General features: G+C 70.7%; 14 protein-coding genes. 6 read left to right on the plus strand and 8 right to left on the minus strand.

The features are described 5' to 3' along the window. Positions 1-80: 80 nt before the first annotated feature. Genes APR04_RS03365 through APR04_RS03380 form a run of 4 tightly spaced genes read right to left on the minus strand, consistent with a single transcriptional unit; the run spans position 81 to position 3,664 of the window. Complete coding sequence (locus APR04_RS03365) at positions 81-896, minus strand: ABC transporter ATP-binding protein (protein ID WP_253867907.1); 816 nt, start codon at positions 894-896, stop codon at positions 81-83. Continuing rightward, a complete protein-coding gene (locus tag APR04_RS03370; RefSeq protein ID WP_253867909.1) occupies positions 893-1,930 on the minus strand; it encodes a FecCD family ABC transporter permease in 1,038 nt (345 codons plus the stop codon). Before APR04_RS03370 ends, APR04_RS03365 begins: the two co-directional genes overlap by 4 nt. Then, on the minus strand, positions 1,902-2,666 hold the full coding sequence (locus APR04_RS03375) for a class I SAM-dependent methyltransferase (protein ID WP_253867910.1): 765 nt from the start codon (positions 2,664-2,666) through the stop codon (positions 1,902-1,904). Before APR04_RS03375 ends, APR04_RS03370 begins: the two co-directional genes overlap by 29 nt. Further along, the gene (locus APR04_RS03380; protein WP_253867912.1) at positions 2,663-3,664 is read right to left on the minus strand and encodes an ABC transporter substrate-binding protein; all 1,002 of its coding nucleotides are present in this window, start codon (positions 3,662-3,664) and stop codon (positions 2,663-2,665) included. The genes APR04_RS03375 and APR04_RS03380 overlap by 4 nt, the downstream gene beginning before the upstream one ends. Positions 3,665-3,837: 173 nt before the next feature. On the opposite strand from APR04_RS03380, the gene APR04_RS03385 reads away from it, so the two are divergent. Continuing rightward, positions 3,838-4,086, plus strand: coding sequence for a glycine zipper domain-containing protein (locus APR04_RS03385; RefSeq protein ID WP_253867914.1), 249 nt, complete (start codon positions 3,838-3,840; stop codon positions 4,084-4,086). Positions 4,087-4,120: 34 nt separating this feature from the next. Here APR04_RS03385 and APR04_RS03390 read toward each other — a convergent pair whose 3' ends face one another. Both APR04_RS03390 and APR04_RS03395 read right to left on the minus strand, forming a co-directional pair. Further along, positions 4,121-4,666, minus strand: a complete 546-nt coding sequence (locus APR04_RS03390; RefSeq protein ID WP_253867916.1) for a GNAT family N-acetyltransferase — start codon at positions 4,664-4,666, stop codon at positions 4,121-4,123. A 199-nt stretch (positions 4,667-4,865) separates the two neighbouring features. Next, positions 4,866-8,273, minus strand: a complete 3,408-nt coding sequence (locus tag APR04_RS03395) for a S8 family serine peptidase (protein ID WP_253867918.1) — start codon at positions 8,271-8,273, stop codon at positions 4,866-4,868. 892 nt (positions 8,274-9,165) lie between these two features. Here APR04_RS03395 and APR04_RS03400 point away from each other — a divergent pair. Then, positions 9,166-9,945 (plus strand): DUF2382 domain-containing protein, encoded by a 780-nt coding sequence (locus APR04_RS03400; protein WP_253867920.1) that lies wholly within the window; start codon positions 9,166-9,168, stop codon positions 9,943-9,945. A gap of 98 nt (positions 9,946-10,043) precedes the next feature. On the opposite strand, the gene APR04_RS03405 is transcribed toward APR04_RS03400, so the two are convergent. Further along, complete coding sequence (locus APR04_RS03405) at positions 10,044-13,316, minus strand: AfsR/SARP family transcriptional regulator (RefSeq protein ID WP_253867922.1); 3,273 nt, start codon at positions 13,314-13,316, stop codon at positions 10,044-10,046. 114 nt (positions 13,317-13,430) lie between these two features. Between APR04_RS03405 and APR04_RS03410 the strand changes: the two genes are divergently transcribed. Beyond that, positions 13,431-14,981 carry an MFS transporter gene (locus APR04_RS03410; protein ID WP_253867924.1) on the plus strand — a complete coding sequence of 517 codons (1,551 nt, stop codon included), beginning with the start codon at positions 13,431-13,433 and terminating at the stop codon, positions 14,979-14,981. Positions 14,982-15,344: 363 nt separating this feature from the next. Here APR04_RS03410 and APR04_RS03415 read toward each other — a convergent pair whose 3' ends face one another. Next, positions 15,345-15,938 (minus strand): tetratricopeptide repeat protein, encoded by a 594-nt coding sequence (locus APR04_RS03415; protein ID WP_253867926.1) that lies wholly within the window; start codon positions 15,936-15,938, stop codon positions 15,345-15,347. A gap of 222 nt (positions 15,939-16,160) precedes the next feature. Here APR04_RS03415 and APR04_RS03420 point away from each other — a divergent pair, with 222 nt between their 5' ends. The 3 genes from APR04_RS03420 (at position 16,161) to APR04_RS30905 (ending at position 18,382) form a co-directional block, all read left to right on the plus strand. Continuing rightward, the gene (locus tag APR04_RS03420) at positions 16,161-16,445 is read left to right on the plus strand and encodes a DUF4190 domain-containing protein (protein ID WP_253867928.1); all 285 of its coding nucleotides are present in this window, start codon (positions 16,161-16,163) and stop codon (positions 16,443-16,445) included. A gap of 390 nt (positions 16,446-16,835) precedes the next feature. Then, positions 16,836-17,072 carry a helix-turn-helix domain-containing protein gene (locus APR04_RS03425; protein ID WP_253867930.1) on the plus strand — a complete coding sequence of 79 codons (237 nt, stop codon included), beginning with the start codon at positions 16,836-16,838 and terminating at the stop codon, positions 17,070-17,072. Next, complete coding sequence (locus APR04_RS30905; protein WP_253867931.1) at positions 17,045-18,382, plus strand: tyrosine-type recombinase/integrase; 1,338 nt, start codon at positions 17,045-17,047, stop codon at positions 18,380-18,382. The genes APR04_RS03425 and APR04_RS30905 overlap by 28 nt, the downstream gene beginning before the upstream one ends. The last annotated feature ends 156 nt before the right edge of the window (positions 18,383-18,538 follow it).

The following is an 18,538-nucleotide window of genomic DNA, read 5'->3' on the forward strand; positions in this document are numbered from 1 at the left end:
GAGCGACCCGATGGCCCCGGTCACGACCGGGGCCATCGGCTGGTGGAGCGCCAGAGCCAGCGCCAGGACACCCGCGCCCGTCAGTCCCCGACGGAGCCGAGCACCTCGACCCGCAGCGTGTCCGCGTGCCGTGACACGTCTGCCCGCACACCGAAGACGGTGCGGAGCGTGTCGGCGGTGAGCACCTCGTGGGTGCGGCCCGCCGCGTGCGTGCGTCCCTCGTGCAGGACGACGAGCCGGTCGCAGTAGCGCGCCGCGAGCGCGAGGTCGTGCAGGACCACCACCACGGTCAGACCGGTGGTGGCGAGCAGGGACAGCAGCTCGTGCTGGTGCTGGACGTCCAGGTGGTTGGTCGGCTCGTCGAGCAGCAGCACGGCCGGCTCCTGCGCCAGCGCCCGAGCCGCCTGCACGCGCTGGCGTTCACCTCCGGACAAGGTGCGCCAGCGTCGCTGCTCTGTCCCCGTCAGGCCGACGAGGTCCAGAGCGCGAGCGCACGCGGCCGCGTCCTGCGGGCCGGCGGGTGCCATGCGACCGCGATGGGGCAGTCGGCCGAGGGCGACGACGTCCGCGACGGCGAGGTCGGTGTCCGAGTCGCTGTTCTGCTCCATGACGGCGACGGTGCGGGCGCGCTCGCGCCGAGGCAGCTCGCCGAAGGGCCGGCCGTCGAGCCGCACCACCCCAGGTTGCGGTGAGGTCGACCCCGCGAGCGTGTGCAGCAGCGTCGACTTGCCGGAGCCGTTGGGACCGATCAGCCCGGTGACACACCCCGCGGGGGCGGTGAACCCGACGTCGTCGAGGATCGGCGCCGTGCGGCCGCGCACGCGCACCGTCAGGCCCTGTCCGCTGATCTCGACCGGTCGGACGCCGCGGGCGGGGGCCGCCGTGCCGGGACTCACTGGCGCTCCCTCCGGTGCAGGATCAGGAGGAACGCCGGGACTCCCAGCAGGGCGGTCACGACCCCGGCGGGCAGCTGTTTCGGGGCGAGCGCCGTCCGCGCGACCGTGTCCGCGAGCATGAGGAAGACGGCTCCGCCCACCGCGCTCGCCGGCAGCAGCCGGTGGTGCAGCGGCCCGACGAGCGCGCGGACGGCGTGGGGCACGATCAGCCCCACGAACCCGATCGCCCCGACGCTCGACACCACGACGGCGGTCACAACCGCCGTCGTGACCAGGGCCACGGCGCGCACCGCCGCGACCGGAACCCCGAGCGACGCCGCCGTCCGGGCACCGAAGGCGAAGGCGTCGAGGTCGGACGCGATCAGGCGGAGGGCGAGCAGGGCGACGCCGACCACGGTCGCGCACAGCAGGACGGAGGGCCAGCGCGCGGCCGCGAGCGAGCCCGTGAGCCAGTAGGTCAGGCCCCGCGCGGCGTCCGCGTCGCCCCAGCCGAGCAGCACCAGGGACGTGAGAGCCGCGAACAGCTGGCCGACGACCACGCCGGTGAGGACGAGGCGGTTGGCGCCCGCCGTGCTGGGGCCGAGCAGGAGCAGCACGAGGCCGAACGCCGCGAGGCCGCCGGCGAGCGCGCCGCCGGCGAGCGACACGGCCCCCGAGCCCAGGCCGGTGACCAGCACGAGCACCGCGCCGGTCGACGCACCGGAGGAGATGCCCAGCAGGTAGGGCTCGGCGAGGGCGTTGCGCGTCACGGCCTGGAGCACCACACCGCAGGTGGCCAGGCCGGCACCCGCGACGGCCGCGAGCAGCGCGCGTGGCGCGCGCAGCTCCCAGACCACGGAGTCGACGAGCGCTGGCAAGGGCGCGACGGGCAGGCCGAGGTGTGCACCGAGCGAGCGAGCGGTCTCGCTCCACGTGATGTCGCCGCCGCCCGTCCCGACGGCGGCGAACGCGACGGCCGCCAGGACGAGCGCCGTGCCGACCGTCGCGGCTATCGGCCGCGCGAGCTCAGCGCTGCGCGAGGACGACATAGTCATCGAGGTGCTGCCAGATCGGCCCGGCCTCACGGAACTGCGCCGCCCGCAGCGCGGACACGTGGAAGGCGAGGCTCAGGTCCGGGTTGGGCGGGCGGTGCGCGAAACGTCGCTCCTGCTCGGGAGCCAGCGGTGCGAAGTGCGGGTGGGCGACGAGCTCGGCGAACCAGGTGTCCCAGCGCAGCGCACCAGCTGCCTGGTCGCGTGCCTGGGTCGCGGCGTCGTCCCTCTGGCTCAGCTCCTCGAACAGTGGCCGGCCGTCCGGCTGACGCAGGTGGTCGGCGTTCAGCAGCACGCCGCCGGGCTCCAGGACGTTCGCGGCGTCCCGATAGACCCGGGCGAGCACGTCGGCGGGCAGCCAGTGCAGCGCGGTCGAGGACAGGACGGCGTGCGGCCTGCGGCCGTCCAGCACCTGGGTCCAGGCCGGGTCCCACAGGTCGGCCTCCTGGAAGTGCAGCCGGTCGCCGTGGCCCGACAGCGCCTGCCGCCCGAGCTCGACCAGCAGCGGGTCGAAGTCGACAGCGACGCAGGTCATCTCCGGGAACCGGTCCAGCACCCGGGCCGAGATCGAGCCGGGGCCGCAGGCCAGGTCGACCACGAGGGCGTCGGCAGGCACTGCCTCGGTCAGGACGTCCAGCATCACGGCGAACCGGTCCTCGCGGCGGTTGATGTACGCCGCCTGCTGCTGGTCCCAGGCCGCGAGGTGCGCGCGCGCCCAGCGCGTCAGGTCCTCGCTCACTTGTCCACCTCCGCGTACTCGACCAGTGCGCCGGACAGTGCCGCGAGCGCGTTGATGCTGCGGACGGACGGATCCATCTCGGTCGCCGGGATGGCGACGAGCTGGTCGCTGCGCACGGCCGACAGCTGGGCGGTGACGGTGTCCGAGCGGAGCGTCGCGATCTTGTCGTCCGCGCTGTCGCCGGTCAGGCCGCGGGAGAGGTCGGCGAGCACCAGCACGTCGGGGTCGCGCTGGGCGATCTCGTCCCAGCTGGTCTCCGACCACTGGGCGTCGAGGTCCTCGAACGCGTTGCCTGCGCCGGCGAGCTCGGTGAGCGTCTGCGGCAGACCGGCGTTCCCCGCCACGATCGGCGCGCCGTTGATCGTCGAGTAGATCCAGGCGACGTCCAGGCCCTCGGCCTGTGGGGCGGCGTCGGCCACCTCGGTCAGCACGGCCTGCTGCTCGCCGACCAGCTCGGTGCCGCGGCTCTCGACGTCGAACACGGCTGCCAGGTCCGTGATCTCGGCGAAGATCTGGTCGAACCCGACCTCGTCGGCGACCAGGTCCGGGTCCTCGCAGTCGTTCGCCGAGAGGTAGGCCGGGACGCCGAGGTCGACGAGCTCGGCCCGGTCGCCGACGGCGTCCGCAGCGAAGGCCGAGGCGCGCATCGAGTACACGAAGTCCGGGCCGGCCTCGCGCAGCTGCTCAGCGGTCGGATACTGGTCGGCGAGCACAGGCACGTCGGCGTACGCGTCGGCGTACTCGGGGGCGACGGCGTCGGTCAGGTAGCTCGTGCCGATCAGCCGGTCGCCGAGGCCGAGCGCGAGAAGCAGCTCGGTGGCGCCCTGCTCGAGCGTGACCGCCTGTCGCGGGGGACTGTCGACGGTGAGGTCGAGCCCGCAGCTCTGGAGCGTGACGACGGCTCCGGTGGACGTCGACGCGGGCGGCGCGGCGGTGGCCGCCGCGCAGCCCGACAGCGCGACGACGAGCAGCGCGCTGGGAATGAGAATCGTTCGCATATGATCATCGTAGGTGCTGGAACCGGCCACGAGTGACAGGGATCAGCGCAGGCGGCTCGGCGGTGAGGCTGCGGGGTGACGTGCCGACGGAGTAAGCCCACGGGGGGAGGGGCGGCGCAAGATCAGCCCCCAGGGGGAAGACTGGCCTGCCACCACCTGCCTACGTTGGGCACATGGCATACACCGGACCGCACGACCAGAGCGGAAGCGCCTCCCCCTCGACCGCCGGCTGGAGCTGGGGGGCCGGCGTCGCGGTCGGCCTGGGCATCGGGGTGGCTCTCGGCGTCGCGCTCGACAACCTCGCGGTCGGTATCGCGCTCGGTGTGGCGTTCTTTCCGGTGTTCGCGATGGTGCGGGGCAGCACGACGTCCGAGGACGAGGTCCCCAGCGACGGCGAGAGCCTGCCCGGCGGAGATACCTGACGGGGCGGACGACGCCGGCCAGCGCGGCGCTCGGTCAGAGCCGGTCGAACGAGGCGGCGTAGCGGAACCGCCCCGCGTACTCCGCACGCCACGCGCTCAGGGTGCGCGCCTGGAAGTAGTCACCCCATGCCGGGTCGGGCGACTCGATCCCGAGACCACCGGCAGGCACGAACCCGAACCGGGAGTAGAGGGCCGGGTCACCGAGCAGCACCACCACCGGTTCGCCCGTCGCGTCGGCCGCGCCGAGGAGCGTGTGCATCAAGGCGGACCCGATCCCGCGGCCCTGGTGTGCGGGATGAACGCTGAGGGGCCCGAGCCCCAGGGTCGGCCGGTCCGCGAGCCGTCCGTGCGTGGCGACGACATGGCCGACCACCTCCGCGCCGGAGGGTCCCGACTCGGCGACCAGCGACAGCTCCGGCACCCACCCCGGGTCGTCGCGCAGCCATCCGACCAGGGTGGCCTCACCGGGTACGCCATCGGGCTCGACCGGCGGTGCAGAGTGCTCGACCTGCTCGAAGGCCGCCGCGGTGACCGCGCGGACCGTCTGGGTGTCGGACGGACGCTCTCGTCTGATCAGCATCCCGACACTCTCGAGGGAACCTGGCCTGGGGAGCAACACTAATTCCCGAAGCTGCTGTCAGACGCCCAGGTCACTGCCGTGACCCGGGCGTCTGACGTTCACGAGCGAGATCAGGCTCTATCGGTGTCGACCGAGTCTGCGGTTCCGCTCCTGGCGCGTGCCTCGTCCCTCGGCCCGCACCCTGCGCTACACCTCCGGCTCAGTCGACGGCGTACGCCCGGACAACCGTCTTGGTCACCGATCCGCCCGCCTCGTCCCACGCCTCGACCTTGAGCGAGACGTGCTCGGTGCCGGCCGGTGCCTTGACCTTCGCGACGAAGGTGCCGTCACGGGTGGTGGTCACCTTGGCCCGGTGCCAGGTGGTGCCGTCGTCCGCCGACCACCACAGGCGTGCGCCCTCGACCTCCGACGTGTCGTAGGCGTCTTCCTGGTAGCCCACGCCGACGCGCACCCGGGTCGTCGCCGGTGCGGAGCCCGACGGGTCGAGCCCGCGCACGTCCCAGGTGGTGTCGAGCAGCGGGGGAAGGGCCTTGTCGGCGACGTCGGACCGCGCGTGGAACTTCCACTCGCCGGTCACGCTGGTGGCGAGCCGGTAGGCGGGGTCGTCGGGTGTGCTCTCCAGCAGCATCCGGTAGTCGGCCCCGCCGTCGGGCACGGTGGGGAAGGCGTAGGGCTCGGGAACGTCCTCGACGAGCTCGTCGTCCTGCCAGATGCGCAGCCGCTCGCCGACATCGGAGCCCCACAGCACGCCGCCGTCGTCGTCGGCCCGGCTGGTCGGGGGGAGCGAGAGCTCGCCGCCCCAGTGCTGGACCGGCGTGATCGACGAGACGGCTGGGGCCAGCACACCCGCTGCGAGCCCCTGCCGGGCGCGGCCCGGCGTGCTCCAGACGTGCCTCTCGGCCTCGGTGAGCACCACGCCCACACCGTCCTCCTGGATCTCGGACCCGAGGTACCACCTGCCCGGCAATGCCGTCACGTACTCGGTGCGCCGGGTGCCGACGGGGACCGGCTCGATGGCAGCTCCGGCGACGATGGTGCCCGGCTCCCAGTACAGACGCTGCGTGAGATGGGTGTCGCCGACCGAAGCGCCGTAGGTGGTGTCGACGGCGACCGTCGTGCGGCGGTCGCCCCGCAGCGCGGGTACCTCCACGCCCTCGCTGTGGTGGGCGAGGTCGTAGCGGTAGGCCGCCGCCTCGTCCCCCGTGGTCGGTGCCAGCAGCGTGGCCTGGATGATGGTGTCGTAGTCGCCGTGGGTGGCGGCGGGTACCGGGGTCAGCGCGAGGTCCGTCCCCGGCCCGTAGGTCACGTTGACCCCAGCGGAGGCGACCTCCGCAGAGTCCTCGGTCTCGATGGAGAGGCCCAGGGACGCCAGCTCCGCCGGACGGTGCGTGGAGGTGGTGACCTCCCGCGCCGTCGTGCCGTCCAGGAGCACCTCGGCGTCGGCGGTCGCGTCGACCTCGCCGCTGCTCAGGACCAGCGCATCGGTGGCCGCGCCGTCCTCGCCGAGCGTCTCGATGAACGCAACCGGGCTGTAGACGCCGGGGATGACGCGCGCCGTGGCGACGCCGTCCTCGAAGAAGAGGTTGGTGCCGAAGAGCCCGCCGTTCTCGGTGTCCAGCTTGATCGCGGCGCCCCAGGTGTCGGCGGTGACGGGCTCGCCGGCCCGGTCGACGGCGCGCACCGTGAGGTTCACGTACTCGCGCTCCTTGGCCCAGCCGACGGGCGTGCGCACTTCTGTGCCGTCCGTCCCGGTCGCCACGAGTGTGCCGCCGACGGCGCCGATCGCGCCCGGGCCGTCCGCCGCGATCACGTCGACAGACGCGGTCCCGCCCGCCGGCACGACCACGGAGCTTGTCGACAGGGTGAGCGCGGCGGTCGCATCGGTGTCCTCCGAGTCGGTGACGTCGCTCGTGAGGGCGAGCGAGACGTCGTCGGACCCCGCGTTCGTGTAGGTAACGGTGCGGGTCGCCGACTCGCCGTCGTGCGGCCAGGCGAAGGTGCCGAACGAGACCGACGGCGTGGCCGTGACCTGCTGCGCGATGGCGCCGGGGACGGTGATCCGCCCAGCGCCCTCGGCCCAGACGTCGGCGCCCGTCGGCTCGGCCGAACCCATCAGCGCGGACTTGAGCGCCGTAGCGGAGAGGTCCGGCCGGGCCTGCTTGAGCACCGCCGCCGCGCCCGCGACGTGCGGGGCGGCCATGGAGGTACCGCTCAGCGCGACGTGCAGGTCGTCGACGACGTCGCCACCCGTGGTTCCGGCAGCTCGTGCGGCGACGATCCCGTCACCCGGGGCGACGACGTCCGGCTTGAGCAGGCCGGCGTCGGCGCCGCCGCGGCTGGAGTAGACCGTGACGTCGTCTGCGTCGTCGACGGCGCCAACGGTGAGGGCCTTCGCCGCGATGCCGGGGGAGCCCACGGTGCCCTCGCCGAGGTCGCCGTCGTTGCCCGCGGCCACGACGAACAGCGTGCCGTACCGCTCGGTGAGCTCGTCCACCGCGACGGCGTCCGGGGACGGCACGTCGAAGTACAGGTCGCCCAACGACAGGTTCACGACGTCGGCGCCCTCGGTGGCCGCCCACTCCATGCCCTCGATGACGCCCGACAGCGAGCCGAAGCCGTCGTCGTCCAGCACCTTGCCGACCAGCAGGTCGGCGTCCGGGGCGACGCCCCGGTTCACGCCGTCGGACGCGTCGCCCGATCCGGCCAGGATCGAGGCGACGTGCGTGCCGTGGCCGTCGCCGTCGGTCACCTGGCCCTTGCCGGTGAAGTCGCGCTCGCCGGCCACCGCCTCGTCGAGGTCGGGGTGGGTCGCGTCGATGCCGGAGTCGAGCACGGCGACCGTGACACCCTCACCCGTGAATCCCGCCTCCCATGCCTCGGGGGCGCCGATCTGCGGGCTGGAGTCGGCGTCGGACGCGCGGACCGGCTGGTCCAGCCAGACGTAGCCGACGCTGCCGGGTGCGGTTCGCCTGGTCGAGGCTCCGTCCAGGGTCTCGGGCGGCGCGAGGGCGTCGAGCAGCTTCGCCGCCCGGCCCTTCGGCAGGACGTCGGCCACCGCACCCACCGACTCCAGGTTCCGGTCGGGCGTGATGCCCGACGCCGACCAGTCCTGCTTGGCCGGCGCCGCAGAGCGGGCCCCGGCGTCCGGGGAGCCTGCCGTGCCGGCGTCGTCGGCCGTTGCCGCGGCGGCTGCCGCGGTCTGGACGATCACGGGCAGCGAGTCACGCGATGCGTCGTCGTACCCGGCCTCGACCAGGCCGGTCACGTCGAACAACGCGCGGTCCAGGCGGCTGGGCACGAGCTGCGCGACGTCGCGCGGGATGACGTAGAGGTGCTCGCCCTCACGCTGCTGGAAGAAGGCCATGTGCTCGCGGCCCGCGGCGGGCTGCACCGTCGCCGTGACCGAGCCGTCGGGTGCGGTCCGCACCGTGACGACGTCGCCGGTCAGCAACGTGACGGTCGCGGGACGACCCTGCGCCGCGGCTGTCGGAGACTTCTGCTCATGATGTGGTGCCGGTGTGTCCTGCGGGACGGCCGCGGTCGCCCACGTCCCCCCGCCCAGTGCGATCGCCATCGCGACCGCTGCTGCACTTGCTTGTCTGCGCATCGGGTTGCTCCCGTCCGGGTCGAGCGCGCCGCCTGTGCGGCGCCACGGTAACCAGACGCGCTAGACCCTGCGATGGGTTGCCTGACCTGCGGAACCAGACCTCACCCAGCCCCCGCGCTCCTGGGCCGCACGAATACACCACTTCGCGGAACGCCCAGTTCGTCCATACTGTCCACGCGACATTGCTCCTCGATGTTCCGTCCAGATCTGCGAAGAATGTGACGAATCATCCAGGGCAACGGTCGCGCCCACATTCCGAAACCCAATCTGACCAGCAACGACGCCGGCAGACGTTAAAGACAAGCTAAGCGTCGGGCGACCCGGTCGCCCGTTTGCCGGGTGGCCCGGTTGCGGGACGGGTGACGTTCTGTTTACCTGATGACGTTCCGATTATCTGATGATCTGATGACGTTCTGATTATCAGATAATGAAGCAGGTCTCTGACAAGTTGCCCCAGACCCTGGCAGCGAATCCGACCGATGTGCTTGGGGAATGGGGCATTCTTTTGTTTCAGAAATCATCGGTTACCACCAACATCGGATCGCTGCCGCTGTCCACAGGTACAGCTCAGATTCGTGTGCGGCCGGGCCGCGGAGCGGGTTCTTGGCGCAGTGCCGACTGTTCGGTCTCTCGCACTCAGATCTACACCGACGGATCTCCTGGCATCAGGCTGGCCCTGTCCGCCCGTCGTAGGGCTTTGATGCCTTCTGGCTCGCCCTGGCAGGCACGTTGGCGTTCAGTCTGGGCCACGCGAGGTCTTCGCACCGATATGGTCCGGCACCCGCCAGCGGGGGACGCAGCCCGACCGAGGAACCCAGCGACAGTGACATCGACGACAAGGGCACCAACCACCAGCTCCTGTGGATCTGGAGCATAAGAAGGAGGAGGCAGCATGATCACCACCCAGCAAGTTCAGGAACTGCTCGAGGCAGGTGGCACCGTCGTCGGCTCGGACGGGCACAAGATCGGCAAGGTCGGCACGGTGTATCTGGACGACACGAGCGGAAGGCCCGAGTGGGTCACCGCCAAGACTGGGCTGTTCGGTCGCTCCGAGACCTTCATCCCGCTGGCCCAGGGCAACGTCCGGGATCAGGAGATCCAGGTGCCCTATGACCAGGAAACAGTCAAGGGCGCACCGCGCCTGGACGACCCCGAGGGTCACCTCACCCAGGACCAGGAGAAGGAGCTGTACCGCTATTACGGCCTGGAGTCCTCCGCGCAGGCCGGCACTGTCGGACACGACGTCTCGGGACCGAACACCGACGAGGCGATGACCCGCTCGGAGGAACAGCTCAGAGTCGGCACTCACCGGGTCGAGAGCGGCAAGGCCCGGCTGCGCAAGTACGTCGTCACCGAGGACGTCACCCAGACGGTCCCGGTCAGCCATGAAGAGGTCCGCGTCGAGCGCGAGCCCGTCACCGACGCCAACCGGGGCCGGGCCATGGCCGGCGGCGACATCACCGAGGAAGAGCACGAGGTGACCTTGCACGCTGAGCGACCCACCGTGGACAAGGAGACAGTCCCGGTCGAGCGGGTCCGGATGGACACCGACACCGTCACCGAGGACGCCGAGATCAGCGAACAGCTCCGCAAGGAACAGATCCAGGCCGAAGGCGAGACCGGGCAACCGTCCAGGAGCCATGGCAACCGGCCCGACCGGGGCACGCGGTGACCCTCACGGGGCGACCCGGTCCCTACAACGGCTCGGCGTCGAGCCCCAGGACCTGACCGCCGACGGCCTCGGCGTCTGACCAGCCCGTGTCCGTCCCCTCAGGGACGGACACGGGCTGCCTGGGTGGGCCGAGACAGTCGAGAGCCGGGGCCAGCTTCGCGCAGGTCGACGGGTTTCCAGTCCGGGGGGATTCGGACGGCCTCTTCGGGATCGAGCTCGGCTCCGTGCCGGTGCGCGACGTGGAACAGGTGCTCGTCGATGTCTTTTCGTATGGTGCGGGTGATCCGGACGACATCTCTGCGTTCGGCGATGGGCAGCGGCATGCCGACCGAGCTCCGGGCGCTGGTGGCAGCGCCGAGCAGCATGGCGGCGTATGTGTGGCGTCCCGCTCGGGCGTGAGCTCCGGCCATGCCTTCGAGTGCCAGTGCCTTCGCCCGCGGGTCTCCTGAACTGCGTGCCGCGCTCCAGCCCTCCAGGTGGAGGCGCAAGGCCTCGTCGGCGTTGCCCCGTTCTTCGGCGATGAAACCGAGTTCCGCCAGGGCGAGTGCGTGACCGGGATCGAATGCCATCGCGGACTGCCAGCGGAGCACATTGCGCATCCGGACTTCTGCGGCGTCGAGTCGTCCTTCGCGGCGGGCGGCGAGGCCGAGTCCGATCTCAGCGTGGATCTGTCCCGGCTTGAAGTGGTGGTCGGTGGCGAGGCGCAGGGCCCGTTCGTGGCATTCCCGCGCTCTCCCGAAGCTGCCGGTGAGCATGGCGATGTTGCCCATGCTCGTCAGCCGGTAGGAGGCCTCCGGCCACAGGCCCAGGTCCTCCGCCATCCGCAGGCCCTCTCGGTGGATCCGCGCTGCGGCCGCGTAGTCACCCGCCATCTCCGCCAGAGCGCCGACCGGCTCGGCGGTCTGCAGCTGTCCCCATTCGTCGCCGACGGCCGCGAAGTGCGCCGCGCTACGCCGTCCGTCGCGTTCGAGCTTTGCGAGGTCGCCGCGCACGTGGGCCTGGTTGGCCCGAACACTCAACGCCGCGGCAATGCCCCAGCGGTCGTCGAGGGTCTCGAACGCCTCCAGCGCCTGATCGATGACTGCCTCGCTGAACGCCTGGTCGCCCACGCCGAAGAGAGCGAAGCCGAGGAACCACTGGACCCTGGCCCGCTGCGACGGGTCGGTGACGTCGCGAGAGAGCTCATCGGCGACGCGGTCGAGGTGGCCACGCTCGATACCGCCGCCCGCGAGCACGGTGAACCCGGCATGCCACGCACGGGCTTGCGCCGTCAGCGACGCCTGGGCGGACGCCACGGACGCGGCGGCCAGCACCGTCTCCAACGACCGGCCCGCCTCCCTGAGCCGGCCGCGCAGGAACCAGTACCAGGTGAGCGCCAGGACGAGCTCGAGCGCCTCCTCGATCGCGTCATCTTGCAGGGCATGGTCAAGGGCCACGGCGATGTTGGAGGCCTCCGCGTCGAGGACGCGGAGCTGGTCCCTCTGGTCGGGGCCGCGCAGCAGCGGTGCGGCGCGCTCGGCCAGACGCACGTAGTACTCGCGGTGCCGAGCGAGGACCGCCCTGCGCTCGCCCGACTCGTCGAGCTGGCCAAGGCTGTAGTCCAGGATGGATTCAAGAAGGCGGTACCGGGGCTCGGTCCCGCTCTCGTCCATGGCCACGAGCGAGCGCGATACCAGGTGGGGAAGGAGGTCGAGGACTCGGTCGTCGCCGCAGACGGCCTCGGCCGCTTCGAGGGTGCAGCCATCGGAGTGGACGGCGAGGCTGCGGAGCACCGCGCGTTCGGAGTCGGGCAGCAGGTCCCAGCTCCAGTCGATCATCGCCCGCAGGGTCTGGTGCCGAGGTGGGGCACCGCGGTATCCGGTGGCGAGGAGCCGGAAGCGGTCGCCGAGGCGGGACGCGATGCCGTGCACGCCGAGCCCGCGGACTCGCGCGGCAGCCAGCTCGAGCGCCAAGGGGATGCCGTCGAGTCGGCGGCAGATCTCCGCTACGTGGGGAGCGTTGCCGGCATCGAGCGCGAAACCAGGTACGGCGGCCGCGGCTCGGGCGACGAACAGCTCGACGGCGCTGGACCGTGCGATGGCGTCGAGCGCGGGGTCGCGGTCCTCGTCGGGCACCGTCAGCGGCTGCACGTTTCGCACTACCTCGCCGGCCATGCCGAACGGTTCCTGGCTGGTGGCCAGCAACCGTACTCCCGGGCAGCGCTGCAACAGCAGCAGAGCAAGGCCGGCAGCGCCGTCGAGAACGTGCTCGCAGTTGTCCAGAACCAGCAGGATCTGCTTGCCGTGCAAGGCGTCCGCGAGATGCTCGGCCGTCGTGGCGGTCGTCTGCCTGATGTCGAGCGCCGTCATGACAGCCTCGGTGACCAGGTCAAGCGCGTCCCCGGCGGCGTTCAGCGGGGCGAGCTCGACCAGCCAGGTGCCATCGGGGAAGTCCGGCGCGAGCAGTGCTGCCGTCTCCAGTGCAAGCCGTGTCTTGCCGACGCCGCCTGGACCGGTCAACGTCACCTGCCTTGCGTCGGCGAACGACTGCCGCAATGCGGCAACCGCGTCTTCACGGCCCACCAAGGGCGTCAGGGAGGCCGGGAGGTTGCCGAGTGCGCGTCGCGTCATGGCCGGGACGGCGACCGGCACGTGCTGCTCCAGCATCTGCCGGTGCAGCAAGGTGATCTCGGCCCCCGGGTCGAGCCCCAGCTCATCGGCGAGCCGGGCCCGCAGATCCTGGAACTCGGCCAGTGCCTCGCCGGTCCGGCCGGAGGCATGGAGGGCGCGCATGTGGAGCGCACGCAGCCGCTCGCGCACCGGGTGGCGCAGGACGAGCTCCTGCAGCTCGGCCGCCACCACGGCGTGCGCACCGGTGTCGATCCGTGCCTCGGTGAGTGCTTCGACGGCGGCGAGACGGGCCTCCTCCAGCCGGGCGGCGACCGGCTGCGCGAACATGAAGTCGGTGAATCCGGCGAATGCCGCACCCCGCCACAGCGCGAGGCCTTCCGACAGCAGCGCGATGCGTTCGTGCGCGTCGTCCGAGGTGCGGGCGCGCGACGTCAGCGCCGCGAACCGGCCGATGTCGACGCTGTCGGGATCGGCGAGCAGCGCATAGCCCTCATCACGGAACCGCAGGAGCTCGCGAGCGCCCGGTGATACTGCTTCGAGGGCCTTCCTGAGCTGCCAGATCCTGGTGTGGAGGGCTGCCGCTGGATCGCCCGGCAGCTCCCCGTGACCCCAGAGGTCCTCGACGAGACGGTCCGCGGAGACCGGGTGTCCTTCGCGAACGAGAAGCGCCGCCAGGAGGGTCCGCGTCTTGCGGCCGGGCACGGCGGCCGGGCGGCCGTCGGCCGCCCACACCGCCAGCGGCCCCAAGACTCCGAATCGCACGAACGTCACCGTAACGCAGCCGCGGCGCCGACCGAGAGCGGATGGTGAGCGAGTCGAGAGCAGCCCGGCGCAGAGTCGGCTGCGTCCACGACCCCCGTACCTGGAAGGCTCCCGATGACGACAGCGACGCAGGTGAAGCCGAAGGCAGGGCCACGAGAGTGGCTCGGGCTCTTCGTGCTCACGCTCCCCACGATCCTGCTGGCGCTCGATGCGACCGTGCTGAACCTCGCGGTCCCGCACCTGAGCGCTGACCTCGAGCCCACCGGCGCCGAGCTGCTGTGGATCGTCGACATCTACGGTTTCATGATCGCGGGCTTCCTGCTGACCATGGGCGCGCTGGGTGATCACGTCGGTCGCCGCCGGCTCCTGATGATCGGCGCCGTCGGCTTCGGGGCCGCCTCTGTCCTCGCAGCCCTCGCCACCACCCCCGCCGCGCTGATCGCGGCCCGCGCGCTGCTCGGCGTCACCGGCGCGACCCTGATGCCCTCGACACTGGCGCTGCTCACCAACATGTTCAAGGACCCGCGGCAGCGCGGTGTGGCCCTGAGTGTGTGGGTCACCTGCTTCTCCGTCGGCACCGCCGTCGGCCCGGTGCTGGGAGGCATGCTCCTGGCGTGGTTCGAGTGGGGCTCGGTGTTCCTCCTCGCCGTGCCGGTGATGGTTCTGCTGCTGGTCACGGCGCCGCTGCTGCTCCCTGAGTTCAAGGACGCCGACGCGGGCCGCATCGACCTGGCCAGCGTCGTGCTGTCTCTAGGGACGGTCCTGCCGGTGATCTACGGGATCAAACGGCTGGCCGAGCACGGTGTCGACGCCGCGGCGGCCGGAGCGATCCTCCTCGGCCTGGCCGTCGGGATGCTCTTCGTGATGCGGCAGCGCAGGTCCACCGATCCGCTACTGGACCTCCGGCTGTTCGCGAACCGGGCGTTCAGCGCCTCGCTGCTGGTGCTGCTCCTTGGCCTCGGTCTGATGGGCGGGCTGTACCTGTTCATCACGCAGTACCTCCAGTCGGTGGCAGGCCTGCCCGCGTTCCGGGCCGGCCTGTGGCTGTTGCCCGCGGCGGCAGCCCTGATCGTGGCCTCGTCGCTGACGCCTGTGCTCGTCCGGCGGATCCGGCCCGCGTACGTCATCGGCGGCGCGCTGCTGCTCTCCGTGCCCGGCTACTTCATGATCGCCGTGGTCGACAGCGGAGGAGAGCTGCCGATGCTCGTGACCGGTTTCGTGCTGATCTACGCCGGCATCAGTCCGATGATGGTGCTCGGTACCGACCTTGTTGTCGGTTCGGCGCCTCCGGAACGAGCCGGTTCGGCCGCGGCGGTGTCCGAGTCGGGCATGGAGTTCGGCATCGCCATGGGTGTCGCCGCGCTCGGCAGCGTGGTCACCTCGGTCTACCGGAGCGAGCTCGGCGACACCTTGCCGCCGAACACTTCCGAGGCGACGAGGGACGCGTCCCTCGACACCCTGGCGGGCGCCGAAACGGCTGTCGGTGCCCTGCCGGACCCGATGCGACTCGAGGTCCTGGAACTGGCCAGGGAGGCGTTCACGAACGGGATGAACCTCGCAGCGGGCATCGCGGGTTCCATCGTGGCCGTACTCGCGATCGTCGCGATCGTGCTCCTTCGGCATGTGCCGACCAGCGGCGCAGGCGAAAGCACTGACACGGAGTAGCCGCTCGTCATGCGGGAGGGCGCCGGGAGTCCCGGTTCACCACCTTGTGCCGGTCTTCCATCTCCGGGCACGCGGAATACCCCAGCGACATCCGCGCCCCGCGGTACTCGAGCTTGAACATCCCCTCAACCCGTGACCGGGGCCGCACGAAGTCGGGCGAGCCGGGTTTCTCGCGCGGCGACCTCGATGGCGCGCATCGTGGCTCCGGTTCCGGCGGGGACACTCGAACCATCACCGTGGTTCCTGGCGCGGTACGGACGGCGGTCGCGAGCTGGGCCGCCAGCGGTGACAGGGAGCCGACGTCGACGGCGGGTGGGAGCGACCGAGCGGACCTGTTGATCGACTGCGGGAGGCGTACGTCGCTTACCTGGTCAGTACGCTGAGCCTGCCGCCGCAGCTGGGGCACGCCAGCACCCATGACTCTGCCTGGCCGCCCGAGACGCACGTTCCGCAGAGGATGGTGCGACAGCCCGTGCAGGCCCAGCCGATCCCGATGCTGCCGACGAAAATGTCTGCGTCTGGGTTGTTGATCTGGCCGAACCGGGCAGCTCGGCCACATCTCCGGCAGTAGTCGGCGCCGATGTTCGGCAGCATGTCCAGTGCTTGCCGGTCGCCGAGGGAAGCGGCCTTCGCGATGTGATCAGCCGCGTCGTCGAGCTGGTCCAGGCGACCTAGCGCCACGCCAAGCGCGAAGTGTGCGTCCGCATGGTCGGGCCGCATCGCGAGACACGCGCGCAGCGGTTCGACGGCACCCCGCGAGTCACCCGAATTGAACAACGAAGCGCCGAGGAGGAAATGTGAGTTCGGCGAGTCGGGCGCCAACGCCACCGCCGTGCGGAACTCGCGGGCCGCAGCGGCCCAGCGGCCCACCGCGAACTCTCGCTGTCCCCGCTCGAACGCCTTCTTGGCGGCGGCATCGCTGTCCCGTCCCGTAATGCCACGTCGTCGACCGAACATCTCGTTCCTCCACCTCGACCGTGTGCGACGTGCAGCATTTCAGACCTGCTCCGGGAGGGGTCCCGAGGCAGGGCCTCTGCAAAGGTCAGTACGACGCGTCAACAGCGGGCCGTGGCCTCGACCAACCCTCGCTCGGCTACCTCTCCATAGGCGGGACCGGTCCCGCTGAACCGTTGCTACTTTCCTCCGGCCAGCGGGCATGACCGTCTTGAGGAGAGCCAGATGCCGATCAAGCGTTCCACTCCGGAGCCGGAGCGGAACGACCTCGCCGTCCGGTCCCTTGCCGCAGGGATACTCACGTGGTTCTGCGTCCCGGTGGTGTTCGCCATCGTCGCGATCCACCTCGGGCAGAAGGCTCAGGACGCCGCAGAGAGGGGAGAGGCCGACAACGCTCACCTCGCAGGCGTGGGTATCGTGCTGGGCTGGATACACCTCGCCGTCATGGCTCTGCTCCTGCTCGTGCGCTTCATCGTCTACCTCGTCGGCATGTCGGGTGGTTACACATGAGCGCTGGACCGTAGCGTCCGCAAAGTCCCGCCGCGGGTTTGATGGAGACATCGAAGACCCGGAAGGACCTGGAGCATGGCTGCACCATCCGACGAGCGAGACCCGTTGATCAAGTTCCGCGGCACGACCGCGCGACGAGCCCGCGTGAGTGCCAAGGGGCCGGCATGGCAACCGGGCCGTGCCGCCCGCACAAGCAGGTTATCGGTCCTCAGCCCTCACACGGAGAAGTACTTCGCTTCTGGGTAATCGGCCTCTGACCTGCAAGAGCACGTTCGTGGCACCCTGAGGTGACACGAATTGGACACGTTTTCGCGAACGCAGTGTCGGACACAGCAGACCCGTGCCGTCCGGAGGTGTACGGGCCTGGGCCGGTCTGCTCACCTGAAATGCATGAGCCGCCCGCGCCGTTCCGGACTGCAGCCGCCGCTGCACGCCACACTCCCGGCGACGGGCTACCTCACGCCAGGGCAGGCCGCAGAACTGCTGGGTGTCTCGGTACACACCCTGGAGAAGTGGCGCCGCTCCGGCTACGAGGGTGTCGGTCCGCGCTACCGCCTCCACGGCCGGCACGTGCGCTACGACCCGCGTGACCTGCTGGCGTGGAGCGAGTCGAAGGCGGCGTCCTGATGGGCGGCCGCCAGAAGCTCAGGCCCGGCGAGCACGGCTCCATCAGCGCGACGAGGCAGGCCAACGGACGCTGGCGAGCCCGTGTCCGGTACTGCGACCTCCTTGGTATGGAGCGCCAGACGTCCGGCGGAGGCCCGACCAAGAAGGCGGCCATGGACGACTGCCAGGACAATGTTGACGAACTCCTTAGCAAGACCGTTGTCTCGACCGTGACGACCGTCGGAGAGCTCTGCTGGAACTGGTACAACCAGATCGAGGCCGAGTCGACGGCGTTCTGGTCCCGGCCGGATGCTGCGGAGCGACGGGGCGAGACCCCACCTCGTCCTCAATCGTTGGTCCACTCCAAGCGCGCGGTGAAGTACGTCTGTGCCGAGGAAGGTGGCATCGGCAACCTGCGTCTGGGCGAGGTCACGACCCTCACCCTGGAGCAGTGGCTCGACGGTCACAAGCGCATTTCGCGCAGCCGCGCAGCGGAGATCCGCATCGCACTGCGCGGCGCATTCCGCTCGGCCGTACGACTCGGCATCCTCCTGACAGATCCGATGGCGGGAGTGTCGCCCGTGCGGCGCCACGACCCTCGACCGATCGCGCTGGAGGCGGACGAGCTTCGGGCCATCCGGAGGATCCTGCGCGACGAACCGACCCTGAAAATCACGCGCACGACCGCGGCCAACTTCGACACCTTGCTGGTGCTGCTGCTCGGCACGGCGCTACGGGTCGGTGAGGCTGTCGCATTGCGCTGGAGCGACCTAGTGCTCGACGGGCCCGCACCGACGGTCTCGATCTCGGGTACGCAGGTGGAGCTGACCGGCAAGGGAGCATTCCGACAGGAGGCGCCAAAGACCGAGTTCAGCAACCGGACAGTGCTCCTGCCGCCAACTGTCGTTGAAGCGATGTTGAAGATCCGACCGGACAACGCGAAGCCCGAAGGCTGGGTGTTCCCCACCCGGAACAAGACCGCCTGGAACTCGGGCAATGCGGACAAGATCATCGACAAGCTCGTCGAGAAGTCGAAGGGCGTGCTGGACCCGGACCGGATTTCCTTCCACAAGCTCCGCTCGACGGCAGCCACCGCCATCGCCGAGAAGCACGGGGACCATGTTGCAGCTCAGGTGCTGGGACACAAGCCGAGGGGAACCACGCAGTCGAACTACATCGCGCGGCGCGACATCGCACCGGACGTGCGGGCCGTGCTTCAGACGCTCGTCGAATCTTCGGTGCCGGATGCCGCACGGACTGCACCTGCGACCGCGGCGGTCATCCCACTCGCGCCACGGAGAGCCGCTCGAGGACACCTGCGCATCGTGTAGTCAGACGGCGGGATCGGGGTTTGATAGACGAGGCAGCTCTGCGGGACTCCGGGCATCATCGGCACCACAAGACGGAGCGGATTCAACGCCTGGATCTGGTACTTCTGGCCTCGTGCCACGTCCCGCCCAAGCGGATGACCAAAGGCGCGGGAGCGT

The organism is Promicromonospora umidemergens, assembly GCF_024171995.1.
Classification (GTDB): Bacteria; Actinomycetota; Actinomycetes; order Actinomycetales; family Cellulomonadaceae; genus Promicromonospora; species Promicromonospora umidemergens.

Coding starts and splice junctions, on each gene's coding strand:
- APR04_RS03415 (WP_253867926.1), bottom strand. CDS start 15,938: ATGTTCGGTCGACGACGTGGCATTACGGGACGGGACAGCGATGCCGCC.
- APR04_RS03395 (WP_253867918.1), bottom strand. CDS start 8,273: ATGCGCAGACAAGCAAGTGCAGCAGCGGTCGCGATGGCGATCGCACTG.
- APR04_RS03390 (WP_253867916.1), bottom strand. CDS start 4,666: ATGCTGATCAGACGAGAGCGTCCGTCCGACACCCAGACGGTCCGCGCG.
- APR04_RS03385 (WP_253867914.1), top strand. CDS start 3,838: ATGGCATACACCGGACCGCACGACCAGAGCGGAAGCGCCTCCCCCTCG.
- APR04_RS03400 (WP_253867920.1), top strand. CDS start 9,166: ATGATCACCACCCAGCAAGTTCAGGAACTGCTCGAGGCAGGTGGCACC.
- APR04_RS03420 (WP_253867928.1), top strand. CDS start 16,161: ATGCCGATCAAGCGTTCCACTCCGGAGCCGGAGCGGAACGACCTCGCC.
- APR04_RS03425 (WP_253867930.1), top strand. CDS start 16,836: ATGAGCCGCCCGCGCCGTTCCGGACTGCAGCCGCCGCTGCACGCCACA.
- APR04_RS03380 (WP_253867912.1), bottom strand. CDS start 3,664: ATGCGAACGATTCTCATTCCCAGCGCGCTGCTCGTCGTCGCGCTGTCG.
- APR04_RS03370 (WP_253867909.1), bottom strand. CDS start 1,930: ATGACTATGTCGTCCTCGCGCAGCGCTGAGCTCGCGCGGCCGATAGCC.
- APR04_RS03410 (WP_253867924.1), top strand. CDS start 13,431: ATGACGACAGCGACGCAGGTGAAGCCGAAGGCAGGGCCACGAGAGTGG.